We start from the raw sequence: 13,418 nt of genomic DNA on the forward strand, positions 1-13,418 counted from the left end.
GATATTATACCTGTTACCAAAAATGAGATGGGAACTAAAATGAAAATTATCCACGTTGATACAGAAAAAGGCTGGAGAGGTGGAGAACAGCAGCTTTTCTACCTACTAAAAGGCCTAAACAAAAAGAATGTTAATCAAGCCGTTGCATGTGTAAAAGGTGAAGAACTGTGGAAAAGATGTAAAAAATCGGGAATAAAAACGGTAGATTTAACCGGCAACCAGATAAAAGATATATTTATCCTTGGAACAGAAGGAAAATGGGCAGATATAATACATGCACACAACGCAAAGGGACACAACATATCAGTAGCTTCGAAACCAATTCATAGAAAAAAAGTCATATACACAAGACGGGTAGATTACCCTGTTAAAAACAATTTTTTAACAAAATTTAAATACCGTAACACTGATAAAATCATATCTATAACAAAAACTGTACAAAAAATATTGGAAGAATCCGGAATAAAATCAGAAGTAATCTATAGTAGTGTAGAAAAGGATATCAATAATAAAATAGATACAAAGAAAGTAACACAAATAAAGAAATCTTTCAAAAATAATATACTTATAGGAAATGTTGGTGCTTTAACTGAACAAAAAAACCAGTTTTTATTTATAGACATGGCTAATCTAATTTCAAAACAAATTAAAAACTCATTTTTCCCGATTATAGGAAGTGGAAAATTACTAAATCAGCTCAAAAAGTATGCTAAAGATAGAGAAATATCAGACAGAATAAAATTTTTAGGATTTAAAGAAGATATTTTGAACTATATAAAAGCACTTGATGTATTTGTCCTGACATCAAACAACGAAGGCCTTGGAAGTACTATTCTTCAAGCTATGATGTTAGAAGTTCCTGTTGTTGCGACAGACGCGGGAGGCGTAAGAGAGGTCGTAATTAACGGGAAAACGGGACTTTTGGTTCCCAAAAACAATCCTAAGGCACTTTCTACCGCTGTTATAAGGATTTTAAGGGATGAAAAATTGAGAAAAAGCCTTATAATTAACGCCCGCAAATTCGTTAACGAAAACTTCACAGTTGATAAAATGGTAAATGCATATTTCCAGCTCTACGGGGAGGTAATAGAGTGAAGGCTATATGGGACAAGTGTTTAAATGACCTAAAAAAGTCCATCAAAAGCCATGAATACAAAGCCTGGATAAAGGATCTTGAATTTGTATCTATAACCGGCAACAAACTGGTAATCAAGGCAAAAGACCACATAACAAAAGAGCTTATAGAAAAGAGATACCTCCCCGCCATAAAAGATGTAGTTGCCAAAAATTTTAGCAAGCCCCTTAACATATCAATAGTTTTAAAGGGTAATACCGCAAGAGTCCTTGAATTAGATTTAAGGGCAAAAAAGAAAAAGGCAGAAAACAAGATAGAGTCCAACTTGAATCCCAAATACACATTCGAAAACTTTATAGTCGGTGCAAGCAACCAGTTTGCCCATGCTGCTGCGATAGCAGTAGCCGAAAATCCCGGAAAAGCCTACAACCCGCTCTTTATATATGGAGGTGTGGGGCTGGGAAAAACTCATCTTATGCAGGCAATAGGAAACTTCATAAAAACGATGTATCCATCAAAAACGGTTGTTTACGTTACTACGGAAAGCTTCATGAACGACCTCATAGATTCGCTGAGAAACGACAGAATGACAGAATTCAGAGAAAAGTACAGAACCGTTGATGTTCTTCTCATTGACGACATCCAGTTCATAAGCGGTAAAGACAGGACTCAGATTGAGTTTTTCCATACATTCAACGCGCTTCACGGCTCAGGAAAACAAGTTGTTCTGACAAGCGATAGACCACCAAGAGAAATCCCGATGCTTACAGAAAGACTTAGAAGCCGTTTCGAATGGGGATTGATCGCTGATATACAGCCACCAGACTTTGAAACGAGAATAGCAATCCTGAGGCGTAAAGCGGAAGATGAGGGAATCGAAGTTTCAGATTCAGTCCTCAAGCTCATAGCAAGCAGAATAAAATCAAACATCAGACAGCTGGAAGGGGCATTACTGAAACTTAAAGCTAAAGCTCAACTCGAAGGAAAGCCTCTTGACGAAGAATTGGTGAAAAGTGCACTAAGAATAGAACCCGGAATAGCTCAACCACCGTCAAACGAGTCTGAACACCTACCTGTTGATGAGATTAAAAAAGTCGTATCTCAGGTTATGGGTGTAACCATTGAAGAACTTGACGGAAGCTCAAGAAAAAAACACATAGCATTAGCAAGGCAAGTTGCCATGTACCTGTGTAAGAAATTTGGGAACTATTCATTTCCAAAGATTGCATCAGCTTTTAACAGAAGTGACCACACAACTGCCATGCACGCGTTTAACAGGATAAAAGAGCTAAGAGAAAAAGACACAGAAATTAATCAAATTATTACAGAGATCGAGAGTACGCTAACGCGCTTGATAGATACATCGGTGTAAGTTATCCACAGTAACTGTGGATAACTCTTGTGGATAACTGTTGTGGACAACTCTAAACTTGTGGATAAACTAAAAAGCGTTCCACTTATCCACAGAAATTTATTCAAACTGTGGATAAGTTAAAACTTATCCACATAGTTATCCACATAGTTATTCACACACTGTTGCAGGAATTTTATACAATATAAAGGGCTAAACAGTTTTTGCATAAATTATGTGCACTATATGACTATGATGAGTCCAAAAGGGAGGAAACTCCAAAATGAAGATTAAAATAAATAAGGAAGTATTAAAAGAGGCTGTGAAAAAAGTTGCGCCAGCAGCCGACAGAAAGGGCAACATTCCGATTCTTTCGAACATACTTCTTGTTGCCAGTGACAACACACTTTCTCTTTACGCAACGGATCTTGATATAGGTATAGCGACAATTGTTAACTGTGAAGTAATAGAAGAAGGTAATACTACGGTAAATGCTCAGAAACTGATGAAGCTTGTTTCAAGCCTTTCCGTTGAAGAGGTAGAGTGTGAAGTGGAAGGAAACATGTTTACAGTAAGAACAATGGGATCAAGATTTTCACTTGCCACCCTGCCGCCTGATGAGTTTCCGCAGATAAAGATAAAAGGTGAAAACGAAGTTTCATTGCCTTCGGAAGAAATTGATAAGGCTATCAGAAAGGTCGCATATGCGGCGAGCAGAGATGAGGTAAGGTACAACCTTATGGGAGTCTATCTAAATTCCAACGGTGAGAGAATAGATGCGGTTGCTACTGATGGTCATAGATTGGCCCTCTATGTTATGGATGCTTCTGTTGCAGAATTTGGTGTTATCATTCCAAAGAGAACACTTGGGGAATTAAAGAGACTTTTAAAGGGAAGTGGTGAGGTTAAGATTTCAACCGAAGGTAATCAAATATTTTTTGAAATAGATGATACTTACCTTTTCAGCTCTGTTATTGAAGGAGAGTATCCAGACTACATGGCTGTTATTCCAGAAGACAATCCGCTTAAGGCTGTGGTTAATAAGGATGAATTTTTAACGGCACTCAAAGAGGTTTCAGTCATATACGAGAGGGATGATACTCAACCTGTTATTATGATCTTTAATCCGGACAGAGTAAAACTTGTTGCAAGGCGTTTTGATTCTATAGATGCCAGTGAGGAAGCTGAGGTTGAAGTTCCCTGTGAGTACAACGGTGAGGAGTTCGAAATAGCTTTCAACGTTAAACATATGGTAGAGGCTGTTGGAAGTTTCGATAGTGATACTATCACCATTTCAATGGATGGTCCTATGACTCAGGTTTTACTTGAAAGCAGTGAAGAGCCTCAGATAAAATGTGTAATAATGCCTATGAAGATTTAAAGATGAGTAGCATTCCTAATACGCTTACCTTTTTGAGAATACTCTTTATTCCGTTTATAGTTTTCTTTATTGTTGACGGAATGTATATGGTCTCTTTTGTTCTTTTTATAATTTCCTCCCTTACAGATTTTTTAGATGGCTATCTTGCAAGGCGCATGGCAAGCGTTACGAACTTTGGAAAGCTTTTAGATCCTGTTGCGGATAAAATTCTTACATCGTCTGTTTTGATTGCTTTGACCTACAAGCATCTGTGTGATCCATTTTCCGTTACAGCGATAGTTGCAAGGGAAGAAGCAGTTACGGGATTAAGGGCAATTGCGGCTTCAAAGGGAAAGGTTCTTCCTGCTGGAAGTTTTGGGAAGTTGAAAACCGTGTTTATAATGGTTTCTATTCTGCTTCTCCTTTCTGGTTTTAAGCGTTACGGAGAAATTCTTTTAATGGTTTCAGCTTTTGTTGCTATTTACTCTGGTGCAATCTACTTCTATAACTTTTTTAGATTAAGTGGAGAAGAAAATGGATAGTGCTACGTTAAAGGTTTTGATAGTTGTTCTTTCGTTTCTTTCAGGTTCCATCCCTTTTGGCTACATAATAGGGAAACTAAAAGGTGTTGACGTTAGAAAGTACGGAAGTGGAAATATTGGTGCTACAAATGTTTCAAGAGTTTTAGGAAAAAAAGTTGGCCTTTTAGTTCTGATACTTGATGCACTGAAAGGTGCTATTCCCGTTCTGGTTGTAAAATCTGTCGGACTGCCGCTTCACTATCAGCTTATGGCAGCTCTTTTTGCCGTTTTAGGTCATTGCTTTTCACCGTTTTTAAGGTTTAGAGGAGGAAAAGGAGTCGCAACAGGTATAGGTGCATTTCTGGTTATTTCACCGATAAATGCTCTTCTTGCGGTGTGCGTTTTTATTTTCATTTTTACCATTACAAGGTATGTTTCACTTAGTTCAATAACGGCAGTTGCAACGTACATTGTGGCTTTTAAATTTCTTGTTTCTCCCTGTCCTGACCATTTCTTTTTTGTAGCCGTTGCAGGTTTTGTAATAATAGCTAAACACTACGCTAATATCGTGAGACTCATTAAAGGCGAGGAAAAGAAGTATGGATCTTAAGATGTATCTTAAAGAGAGAAAAGCTTTCATAGATGAAATTTTGACAGATTATCTTCCTGAGGAGCCGCCGTTTGGTAAGAGGCTTTACGAGGCGGTAAAGTATTCTCTTACTGTTGGTGGAAAGAGGTTAAGACCAATACTTTGTATGGCCGGTTGTGAGATTGTCGGAGGAGATATAGAAAAGGCTGTTCCTGTTGCTGTGGCGCTTGAGATGATTCACACCTATTCTCTCGTCCATGATGACCTTCCTGCCATGGATAACGATACGTTAAGGCGGGGACATCCAACAACCTGGAAAAAGTTTGATGAAGCTACGGCAATTTTAGCAGGAGATGCTCTTTTGAACAGGGCTTTTGAGGTTTTAGCCGATTGTTCTCTTAATTCGGAATTAAAGTTAAAGGTTATCTCTGAAATTGGAAAGGCTGCCGGCATGCTTGGTATGGTGTTGGGACAGCAGTGTGATATGGAAGCAGAAGGGAGAAAGGATGTATCACTTGAAGAGCTTGAATTTATTCACAGACACAAGACAGGTGCCTTGATAACCGCTTCTGTTGTTTCAGGTGGTATTGTCGGTGGTGGCAGTGAAGATGAGATAGAGGTTTTGAGAAACTATGGGCAGCTTATTGGTTATGCCTTTCAGATAATAGACGATGTTCTTGATGTTATTGGTGACCAGTCAAAGATAGGAAAGAATGTAGGTTCTGATGTTGAAAAGGGAAAGGTTACGTTTGTTACCTTCTACGGCGTGGAAGGAGCAAAGAAAAAGGCTGAAGAGGCTGTAAATAAAGCAGTTAGCCTGCTTGGGATTTTTGATGAGGAAAAGAGAGAACCTCTTGAACGGATAGCCCGTTTCATAGTGGAGCGGGAGTATTGATTTCTTATAATAGTTATGGGTACTGTTTAGAGGGGAGGTAGTTTATTGATTTTGGATAGAGTGAACGGTCCTGAAGATTTAAAAAAACTTTCCATAAATGAGTTAAAACAGCTTTCAGAAGAACTGAGAAAGTACATAATAGATGTTGTAACCAAAACAGGAGGACATCTTGCATCTTCTTTGGGTGTTGTTGAACTTACAATAGCACTTTTAAAGGTTTTTTCGCCGCCTGAAGATGAGATAGTATGGGATGTCGGACATCAAGCCTACTCTTACAAGATCCTTACAGACAGAAAAGATAGATTTCCAACGCTCAGACAGTATAAAGGTATTTCAGGCTTCCCGTCAATAAAAGAGAGTCCCTATGATGCCTTTGGTGCGGGTCATAGCAGTATTTCCATATCAGCAGCTCTTGGAATAAAAGTTGCAAAGAGGCTTAAAGGCGAAAAGGGAAAGGTTATTGCCGTAATTGGTGACGGTGCCTTAACGGCAGGTGAGGCTTATGAAGGTCTAAACAACGCCGGCCAGCTGAAGGAGGATTTAATTGTTATCCTTAACGACAACAGGATGTCTATATCGCCAAACATCGGTGCCATGGCAAACTACCTTATTAGAGTCACTACCGATGAGTGGCTCAGAAAGACGAAGGGACATTTTGAAAAGGTTGTTAAAAAGATTTTTGGTGAACGTATATACAAGCGAATGAAGCGTTTTGAAGACTTAATAGTTAAGGGATTGTTTCCTCCAGGTATGCTTTTTGAAGAACTTGGTTTTAGATACATAGGTCCTGTTGATGGTCACAATCTGGAGACGCTTATTCCCGTTCTTGAAAATGTTTCGAAAATGAAAGGACCTACGCTCGTTCACGTTTTAACTAAAAAAGGCAAAGGATATGAACCGGCAGAGAAAAGACCGGACAAGTTTCACGGTGTTCCAAAGAAAAAGATATCCGTTTCTGTTGAAAAGCCCATTCCAAAGTGGACTTCAGTCTTTTCGGACGCTCTTATAGAGCTTGCCAGTAAAGATGAGAGAATTGTTGCAATAACGGCTGCCATGCCTTCGGGAACGGGACTTGATAAGTTTCAGGAAAGGTTTCCAGACAGGTACTTTGATGTAGGTATTGCCGAACAGCACGCCGTTACATTTGGAGCCGGACTTGCAAAGAAGGGGCTAAGACCTGTGGTTGCCATATATTCAACGTTCCTTCAGAGGGCTTACGACCAGATTATCCACGATGTTGCACTTCAGGAACTTCCCGTTATTTTTGCAATTGATAGAGGCGGTATTGTGGGCGAAGATGGTGCAACGCATCACGGTGTTTTTGACCTTTCCTACCTTCGAATAGTGCCAAACGTTATTGTTTCTGCACCAAAAGATGAAAATGAGTTGAGAAATCTCTTATACACCGCTGTTAAGTCAAAACTTCCATTTGCCATAAGGTATCCTCGAGGAGCTGCAACGGGTGTCGATATAGAAAGCGGTTTTAAAGATATTCCGATAGGAAGCTGGGAAATTTTAAAGGAAGGAAAGGACCTTGCTGTTATTGCTGCGGGATGGGAGGTAAATCAGGCCCTTGAAGCGGCAAAAGAACTTGAGAAGAAAGGTTTAAGCGTTACGGTTGTCAATGCAAGATTTATAAAGCCGATTGATGAGGTTCTTTTAACCGATATAGCAAAGAAGCACAGTCTTATCATAACAGTTGAAGAGAACACAGTTAAGGGTGGTCTTGGCGGTGCTGTTGATGAGTTTTTAAGTAGCTGGTATGACGGGAAAGTTTATAACATTGGGGTTCCTGACATGTTTATAGAACATGGTGACCAGATGCTGTTGAGGGAAAAGTTGGGATTAACAGGAAAAGAGATAGCAGAAAGGATAATGAAGATTTTAAGGGGAAGGGAGGTTACTGCTTAACTTTTTTTCTTTCTTTCTGTTCCCTGTGTTCCACAAATATATCAAAGTCGGGAAACTCTTTTGCGGCTGCTTCCGCAAGAATTTCGGCAATTGCCACTGAACGGTGCTGTCCGCCAGTGCATCCAACGGCAAAAGTTAGATAACTTTTTCCTTCTTTGTAGTAGTGTGGAATTGTGAAGGAGATAAGATCCTTCAGTTTTTCTATGAAAGATAGTGTTTCAGGAAATTTAAGAATAAACTCTTTTACCTCTCTATCCATTCCCGTTTTTGCCCTAAGTTCAGGGACAAAGTGGGGATTTGGAAGAAATCTTACGTCAAAAACGTTGTCTGCTTCCTGTGGTATGCCGTACTTAAAGCCAAAGGATAGAAACGTTATCTTGAACGTTCCCTTTCCACCGGCTATGAGGTCTTTTATAAGCTGTTTGAGTTCGTGAGGCGTCATATGGGATGTATCTATAATTTTTGTCGCCTCTTCTTCTACAGGTTTCAGGTATTCAATTTCTTCTTCTATAAGTTTTTGAAGACTTTTTTCAGATTCATATCTTTGAAGTGGATGTGGCCTTCTTGTTTCACTGAACCGTTTTATAAGTGTTTTTTCGTCAGCTTTAAAGAACCAGACTTCAACTTCAGGAAACTCTTTCTTTAATCTTCTGAGCATGCCACCTGCAAGTTCTCTGAATTTTGGATTTCTTATATCAAGAACGAGAGCGGCTCTGTGAATTTCAGGATTTTCGCTTATAAGGTGGAAAAGGTTTGGGATGAGGTCTGGTGGAATATTGTCTATACAATAGAACTCAAGATCTTCAAGGTATTTAGCGGCGGTAGATTTTCCGCCTCCTGAGAGTCCGGTTATTATAATTATCTTTTTTGCTTCTTTCATCTTTTAACCTTTAAAATTTTAACACTATTAGTATAAAATTGAGGTACGGTTAGTATACCATTTTTGTATCCTATGTCCGCTGGTGTGATTAAGCCTTTAAAAACAGGTATGGCTTTGTTGTTTTCTAATTTATAGATAATGCCGTTTTTGAAGTCTGAAAAGAGAACGTTTCCTTTATCTGTTACGACTATTCCGTCAAGGTTTCCGTTGACCTTACAGAGAGTTTCTATCTTGCCGTTTTTTATTACCAATACCTTTCCTGTATTCCATGTTACACACAGTAGCGTGTTTCCTTTAAATATCAGTCCATTTGGTCCTTCAAGAAGTGGAGATTTGATAAAAACTTCCGGTTCAAAGGTTGATAGAGGAATTTTGTAGATGGTATTTGTCTGTGTGTCAGAGATAAACAGTTCTTTACCGTTTGTTGTTATGTCATTTAAAAATTGAGAACCTTTGATCGGAATTATTTTTTCTACTTTTCCGCTGTGAGGGTCTATTTCTAAAACTCTGTCTATGTCTGTTACAAACAGTTTTCCTTTTGCAAATGTTATTCCTTTTGGAGCGTTTAATTCCTTTGTGAGAATTTTATTGAAATTTCCGTTAAGATTTAAAACTGCTATGAATCCATCTCCATCTTTTGCAGATGGAGGAAGGTTGCCTATGTTTGAAACGTATATTTTTCCATGATAAATCTGGGCACTCTCCGGCGTTTTTAACGTTGCTGCGGAAGATGAACAGGTAAAGATCAAAAAGAACAATATAAACACCTTTTTCATTTCTACCCCCAGTGGAGCTTTTCTCTTAAGGTTTGATAGTACGATTTGTCGGGATCTCTCAGTATGAGAAGGTCGTAGGGTGATTTTGCTATGTCCAATCTATCCCCTTTTCTCAGTTCTATTCCTTCCTGACCATCAAAAATCACCATTACCGTTTCACTTGTCGTTTTTAGCTGCGCAGTTAATACAATGTTTCCGTCTATTACGAGTGGTCTCATGGTGAGCGTGTGGGGGCATATAGGTGTTATAAGCATGGCGCTTAACGTAGGAAATATTATGGGTCCGCCGGCTGATAGTGAGTAGGCTGTAGAACCTGTTGGCGTTGCAACTATAAGGCCGTCACCTCTGAAAGTACTGACAAACTTTCCATTTGCTTTTAGTTCAACCTCTATTATTCGTGCTAATGTATCTCTCTTTATTACCACTTCATTAACGCATCTGTAGATGGCTATGTGGCCGTTTCTTCTTGTTAATTTCACTCTTATTACAGGTCTGTTTTCGACTATAAACTTTCCGTTTAAAAGTTTTTCTATGCTTTTTTCTATTTCGTCCATAGTTAATTCTGTTAAAAATCCTAAAGTTCCAAAGTTTACGCCTAAGATGGGAACGGGTTTTTTGTCTATAAGCCTTGCGACGTTTAAAAAGGTTCCATCACCTCCAAGAACTATCATTACTTCAATTTTGTCTGGGAGGCACACTCTATCAACGACTTTTACTTTTTTTACCATCTCTTGTGGTAACAACGATGCTGTTTCCTCTTCTGTCCAGACAACCGCTCCCTTTTCCAAAAGGAGCGATATTATCTTTTTGACGCCCTCTGCTGCATCTCTTTTAGTTGGGTTTGAAATAATGCCAATGTTTCTATATTTAGCTTTCCTCTTTTCTGTAGTCATTTCCTTCCACCCTTACTAATTTACACATTTCATAGATTCTTGATTCTGTTCTTTTGTCAAAACGGGAAGAGAAGCTGTCATCAAGCGGTGAGTTGAAACTGAGGTTGGTCGTTATTATTGTAGGTAGATTTTTTGTGTATCTGTAGTTTATGATTGTAGATAGGATATCCTTTGCCCAGTCTGTTGTTCTTTCTGCACCAACATCATCAAGTATGAGGAGAGGAGCTTCCATTACTCTGTGGAGCAGTTCCTGAGACGATTCTTTTGTGTCAAATGTTGTTTTAATGTCTATTAGAAGGTTTCTGAAATCGACGAACTTTCCTCTTAATCCCTTGTAGATTAAGATGTTTTTAAGAAGAGCAACTGCAAGGTGTGTTTTCCCAACACCGGGTGGTCCGTAAAGTACGAGCCCTTTATCAACAAATGGATAGAGTTTAAAGAATTCTTTACAGAGCCTTAAAGCTCTCTTCTGGTATATCGTTTCAGGTTTAAAGTTGGAAAATTTACACTTCTTATATCTGCTTGGAATGCCTGAATTCCTGGAAAACTCTTTTTTTAATATGTCAAACTGGCACCTGCACCTTACCGCTTCCCTTCTGCCGTTGCTTTTTATAATAATCCATCCTGTTCCGGAACACTCTTTACAGGCCATTTTTTCTCCAGTGGTACTGTTTATACTGATAAAGTAATTGCTGTTTGTAAAAACTTCAAGTCAGAGAAGATAAACAGGGTCAACATCAATTCTATACCTTACGCCCCTGAAAAGTACGGGCATTTCTCTCTTAAGTATCTCTATACCTTTTAAAAGGTTTTCCTCAGTTGCTGCCCTCATAAAGGTTATAAATCTGTATCTTCCAGACACTTTTGGTATGGGAGCCGGGTTGAGTGGTGGCACATTAAAGTAAGGTTTTATCTTTTCTTTCAGAATATTGAATTTCTCTTCAATTTTGCCAAACTTAGAGGTCTTTTCTATCTGGAATTCTAAAAGCACAGGGTATGAAAAAGGTGGATAATTAAAAATTTTTCTTGCCTCTATTTCTTCTTTGTAGAACAGATCAAACTTGTACTCTGCTGCATATTTGACTGCGGGATTTTCAGGGTCAAAGGCTTGAATAATAGCAGCGCCAGGTTTAAATCTTCCTGCTCTACCTGTTGTATGTACGATTGTTTGAAATGTTCTTTCTGCCGAACGAAAGTCCGGAAGAAGGTATCCCGTGTCTGCCATTAGAACAGCAACAAGGGTAAGTTTTGGAAAATTGTGTCCCTTACTTGCTATTTGTGTCCCTACAATTATGTCGTAGTTTCCGTTTTTTATATCTGCTATCAGTTTGGCGCCTTTTGTTGGGTTTTTTACAGTGTCCTGGTCAAGCCTTACGATTCTGAAATCGGGAAAGAGAACTTTAACTTCTTCTTCAACCCTTTCTGTTCCGTAGCCTTTAAATTCAAGTTTTGTTCCGCATTCGGGGCACCTGAAGAGAGGTTTATACTTTTTACCGCATATATGACATATAAGCCTGTTCATGTTTTTGTGATAGACGAGAGGAACAGCGCAGTCGTCACACTCTGCCACAAAACCGCACTTTGGGCAAAACCCTGATGAGAAGAAACCTCTCCTGTTGATGAAGAGGAGTACCTGTTCACCTTTTTTCACCGTGTTTTTTATGGCTGAAATTAGTGATTCAGAAAATATGCCAACCCTTTTTTCCTCTTTCAGATTCACCACCTTTATGTATGGAAGCGGTATATTTGATACTCTTTTTTTAAGTTCTAAGGCTCTATATTTTTCAATAGATGCTCTGTAGTAGCTTTCAACTGATGGTGTTGCCGATACAAGTATTACAGGACACTTTTCTATACTTCCCCTTTTAACGGCCATTTCCCTTGCATGGTAGAGAGGCTTCTGCTGCTCTTTGTAGGATGTGTCTTGTTCTTCATCTACGATTATTAATCCTAAGTCTTTTATGGGAAGCATAAGAGACATTCTTGTGCCTATGAAAACCTTGCTCTTTCCTTTGACAGCTTTTAACCACTGAGAGACTAACTCTTTTTTACTGAGTTTACTATGAAAAACAACAATATTTTCGCCAAAGTAACTTTCCACCCTTGCTCTTAATTCAGGTGTTAGTAAAAGTTCTGGAACCAGTATGAGAACGCTTTTTCCCTTCTTGACTGTTTCAAGTGCAGCGTGGAGATAAACTTCCATCTTTCCAGAGCCGGTTACTCCATAAAGGAGGAATGTTTCATTTTTTCCATTCAGTATTGCGTTAAGTGCTCTTTTCTGATCGGCTGTCAGAATTATTTTTCTATTGTCTGTAAGTACCTGTTTTTTAATGTCTATCAGGTGTTCTCTCTCTTCAATTTCTATAATGCCTTTATTGGTGAGTCTCTTTATCGTGTTGTAGGAGATCCCTCTTTTATTTAAGTCTTTTATTGGTATTTCTTTTATCTTTTTTAAGATTTCAATGGCTTCTAACTCTTTTTTTCCTTTTACCGGTTTGATTTCTTTTAGAACTGCAACTTTTTGAGTTGGGAGAAGGGTGTACGTTATATCCTCTTCCTTTCCTATGATTCCCTTTCTTATAAGATTTTTGACGGTGGAATAGGTTGATTTCCCCTTAATAGCTCTTACAAGTGTGATGAGTTTTACTCTTCCTTTCTTACTTTTAAGGTATTTTATTATCTGCTGTTCGGTTTTTCCCTTAACATGTTCGTTTCTTTTAAGATAGACGTAACTTGTTTCTTCAATGATGAATCCTGAAGGGAGAAAGAAAAATAGAACTTCGCCAATAGCCGAAGCGTACCTTCTGGCAATTTCCTCTGCAAGTTTTATGTTTTTTTCTGTAAATAGGACAAAATCGTCCGGTATATCAAATATTTCCTTTATGTAGGTTTCTTCTATCTCGCTACTCGTTTCTTTTAGAGAAACGATTATTCCTGTTTTTAAAAAGTCACTTTTACCAAAGGGAACTATTACGCGCTTACCTACTTCCGGTTTTGAAGATACCGTTTCAGGCACTTTATATATAAACGTTTTATCAAGAGGTATGTTTAAAGCCACTTCGGCAAACAATTACTTTTTCCTCTCTCTAATAGCTCTTATTGTGGTTCCTACCGCCATAAGTATAAGAATAAAAGTTGCAAATATTGTAAGTGCGACAACTGTCCAT

At 38.5% G+C, this 13,418-nt stretch carries 12 protein-coding genes; 7 read left to right on the top strand and 5 right to left on the bottom strand.

Features of this window, described 5'->3' with window-relative positions; translation table 11 throughout:
• Nucleotides 1-39 precede the first annotated feature (39 nt).
• From H153_RS0107310 to dxs, 7 genes are all read left to right on the top strand, one after another.
• A complete protein-coding gene (locus H153_RS0107310) occupies nucleotides 40-1,095 on the top strand; it encodes a glycosyltransferase family 4 protein (protein ID WP_022847484.1) in 1,056 nt (351 codons plus the stop codon).
• The gene (gene dnaA, locus H153_RS0107315; RefSeq protein WP_022847485.1) at nucleotides 1,092-2,447 is read left to right on the top strand and encodes a chromosomal replication initiator protein DnaA; all 1,356 of its coding nucleotides are present in this window, start codon (nucleotides 1,092-1,094) and stop codon (nucleotides 2,445-2,447) included. The genes H153_RS0107310 and dnaA overlap by 4 nt, the downstream gene beginning before the upstream one ends.
• 262 nt (nucleotides 2,448-2,709) lie before the next feature.
• The gene (gene dnaN / locus H153_RS0107320; RefSeq protein ID WP_022847486.1) at nucleotides 2,710-3,807 is read left to right on the top strand and encodes a DNA polymerase III subunit beta; all 1,098 of its coding nucleotides are present in this window, start codon (nucleotides 2,710-2,712) and stop codon (nucleotides 3,805-3,807) included.
• A gap of 2 nt (nucleotides 3,808-3,809) precedes the next feature.
• Nucleotides 3,810-4,328 (top strand): CDP-diacylglycerol--glycerol-3-phosphate 3-phosphatidyltransferase, encoded by a 519-nt coding sequence (pgsA, locus tag H153_RS0107325; protein ID WP_027720084.1) that lies wholly within the window; start codon nucleotides 3,810-3,812, stop codon nucleotides 4,326-4,328.
• Entirely contained in the window at nucleotides 4,321-4,917 is a 597-nt protein-coding gene (plsY, locus tag H153_RS0107330; RefSeq protein WP_022847488.1) for a glycerol-3-phosphate 1-O-acyltransferase PlsY, read from the top strand. Before pgsA ends, plsY begins: the two co-directional genes overlap by 8 nt.
• Nucleotides 4,907-5,791: a polyprenyl synthetase family protein gene (locus H153_RS0107335; protein ID WP_022847489.1), complete on the top strand. Its 885-nt coding sequence runs from the start codon at nucleotides 4,907-4,909 to the stop codon at nucleotides 5,789-5,791. The genes plsY and H153_RS0107335 overlap by 11 nt, the downstream gene beginning before the upstream one ends.
• Before the next feature lie 45 nt (nucleotides 5,792-5,836).
• Nucleotides 5,837-7,702 (top strand): 1-deoxy-D-xylulose-5-phosphate synthase, encoded by a 1,866-nt coding sequence (dxs, locus tag H153_RS0107340; RefSeq protein ID WP_022847490.1) that lies wholly within the window; start codon nucleotides 5,837-5,839, stop codon nucleotides 7,700-7,702.
• Here dxs and rapZ read toward each other — a convergent pair.
• Genes rapZ through priA form a run of 5 tightly spaced genes read right to left on the bottom strand, consistent with a single transcriptional unit; the run spans nucleotide 7,692 to nucleotide 13,321 of the window.
• Nucleotides 7,692-8,582, bottom strand: coding sequence for an RNase adapter RapZ (rapZ, locus tag H153_RS0107345; RefSeq protein ID WP_022847491.1), 891 nt, complete (start codon nucleotides 8,580-8,582; stop codon nucleotides 7,692-7,694). The genes dxs and rapZ overlap by 11 nt on opposite strands.
• The gene (locus H153_RS0107350) at nucleotides 8,579-9,358 is read right to left on the bottom strand and encodes an ATP/GTP-binding protein (protein ID WP_022847492.1); all 780 of its coding nucleotides are present in this window, start codon (nucleotides 9,356-9,358) and stop codon (nucleotides 8,579-8,581) included. The genes rapZ and H153_RS0107350 overlap by 4 nt, the downstream gene beginning before the upstream one ends.
• A 2-nt stretch (nucleotides 9,359-9,360) precedes the next feature.
• Complete coding sequence (locus tag H153_RS0107355) at nucleotides 9,361-10,251, bottom strand: NAD(+)/NADH kinase (RefSeq protein WP_022847493.1); 891 nt, start codon at nucleotides 10,249-10,251, stop codon at nucleotides 9,361-9,363.
• A complete protein-coding gene (locus H153_RS0107360) occupies nucleotides 10,226-10,903 on the bottom strand; it encodes an ATP-binding protein (protein WP_022847494.1) in 678 nt (225 codons plus the stop codon). Before H153_RS0107360 ends, H153_RS0107355 begins: the two co-directional genes overlap by 26 nt.
• A 60-nt stretch (nucleotides 10,904-10,963) precedes the next feature.
• Nucleotides 10,964-13,321, bottom strand: coding sequence for a primosomal protein N' (gene priA, locus H153_RS0107365; RefSeq protein ID WP_022847495.1), 2,358 nt, complete (start codon nucleotides 13,319-13,321; stop codon nucleotides 10,964-10,966).
• Between the last annotated feature and the right edge of the window lie 97 nt (nucleotides 13,322-13,418).

The sequence above is a fragment of the Desulfurobacterium sp. TC5-1 genome, from assembly GCF_000421485.1.
Lineage (GTDB): Bacteria > Aquificota > Aquificia > Desulfurobacteriales > Desulfurobacteriaceae > Desulfurobacterium_A.

Bases quoted from the DNA above. Each gene is read 5' to 3' on its own strand.
- dnaN (WP_022847486.1), top strand. From the start codon at position 2,710: ATGAAGATTAAAATAAATAAGGAAGTATTAAAAGAGGCTGTGAAAAAA.
- pgsA (WP_027720084.1), top strand. From the start codon at position 3,810: ATGAGTAGCATTCCTAATACGCTTACCTTTTTGAGAATACTCTTTATT.
- H153_RS0107310 (WP_022847484.1), top strand. From the start codon at position 40: ATGAAAATTATCCACGTTGATACAGAAAAAGGCTGGAGAGGTGGAGAA.
- H153_RS0107360 (WP_022847494.1), bottom strand. From the start codon at position 10,903: ATGGCCTGTAAAGAGTGTTCCGGAACAGGATGGATTATTATAAAAAGC.
- H153_RS0107335 (WP_022847489.1), top strand. From the start codon at position 4,907: ATGGATCTTAAGATGTATCTTAAAGAGAGAAAAGCTTTCATAGATGAA.
- plsY (WP_022847488.1), top strand. From the start codon at position 4,321: ATGGATAGTGCTACGTTAAAGGTTTTGATAGTTGTTCTTTCGTTTCTT.
- rapZ (WP_022847491.1), bottom strand. From the start codon at position 8,582: ATGAAAGAAGCAAAAAAGATAATTATAATAACCGGACTCTCAGGAGGC.
- H153_RS0107350 (WP_022847492.1), bottom strand. From the start codon at position 9,358: ATGAAAAAGGTGTTTATATTGTTCTTTTTGATCTTTACCTGTTCATCT.
- H153_RS0107355 (WP_022847493.1), bottom strand. From the start codon at position 10,251: ATGACTACAGAAAAGAGGAAAGCTAAATATAGAAACATTGGCATTATT.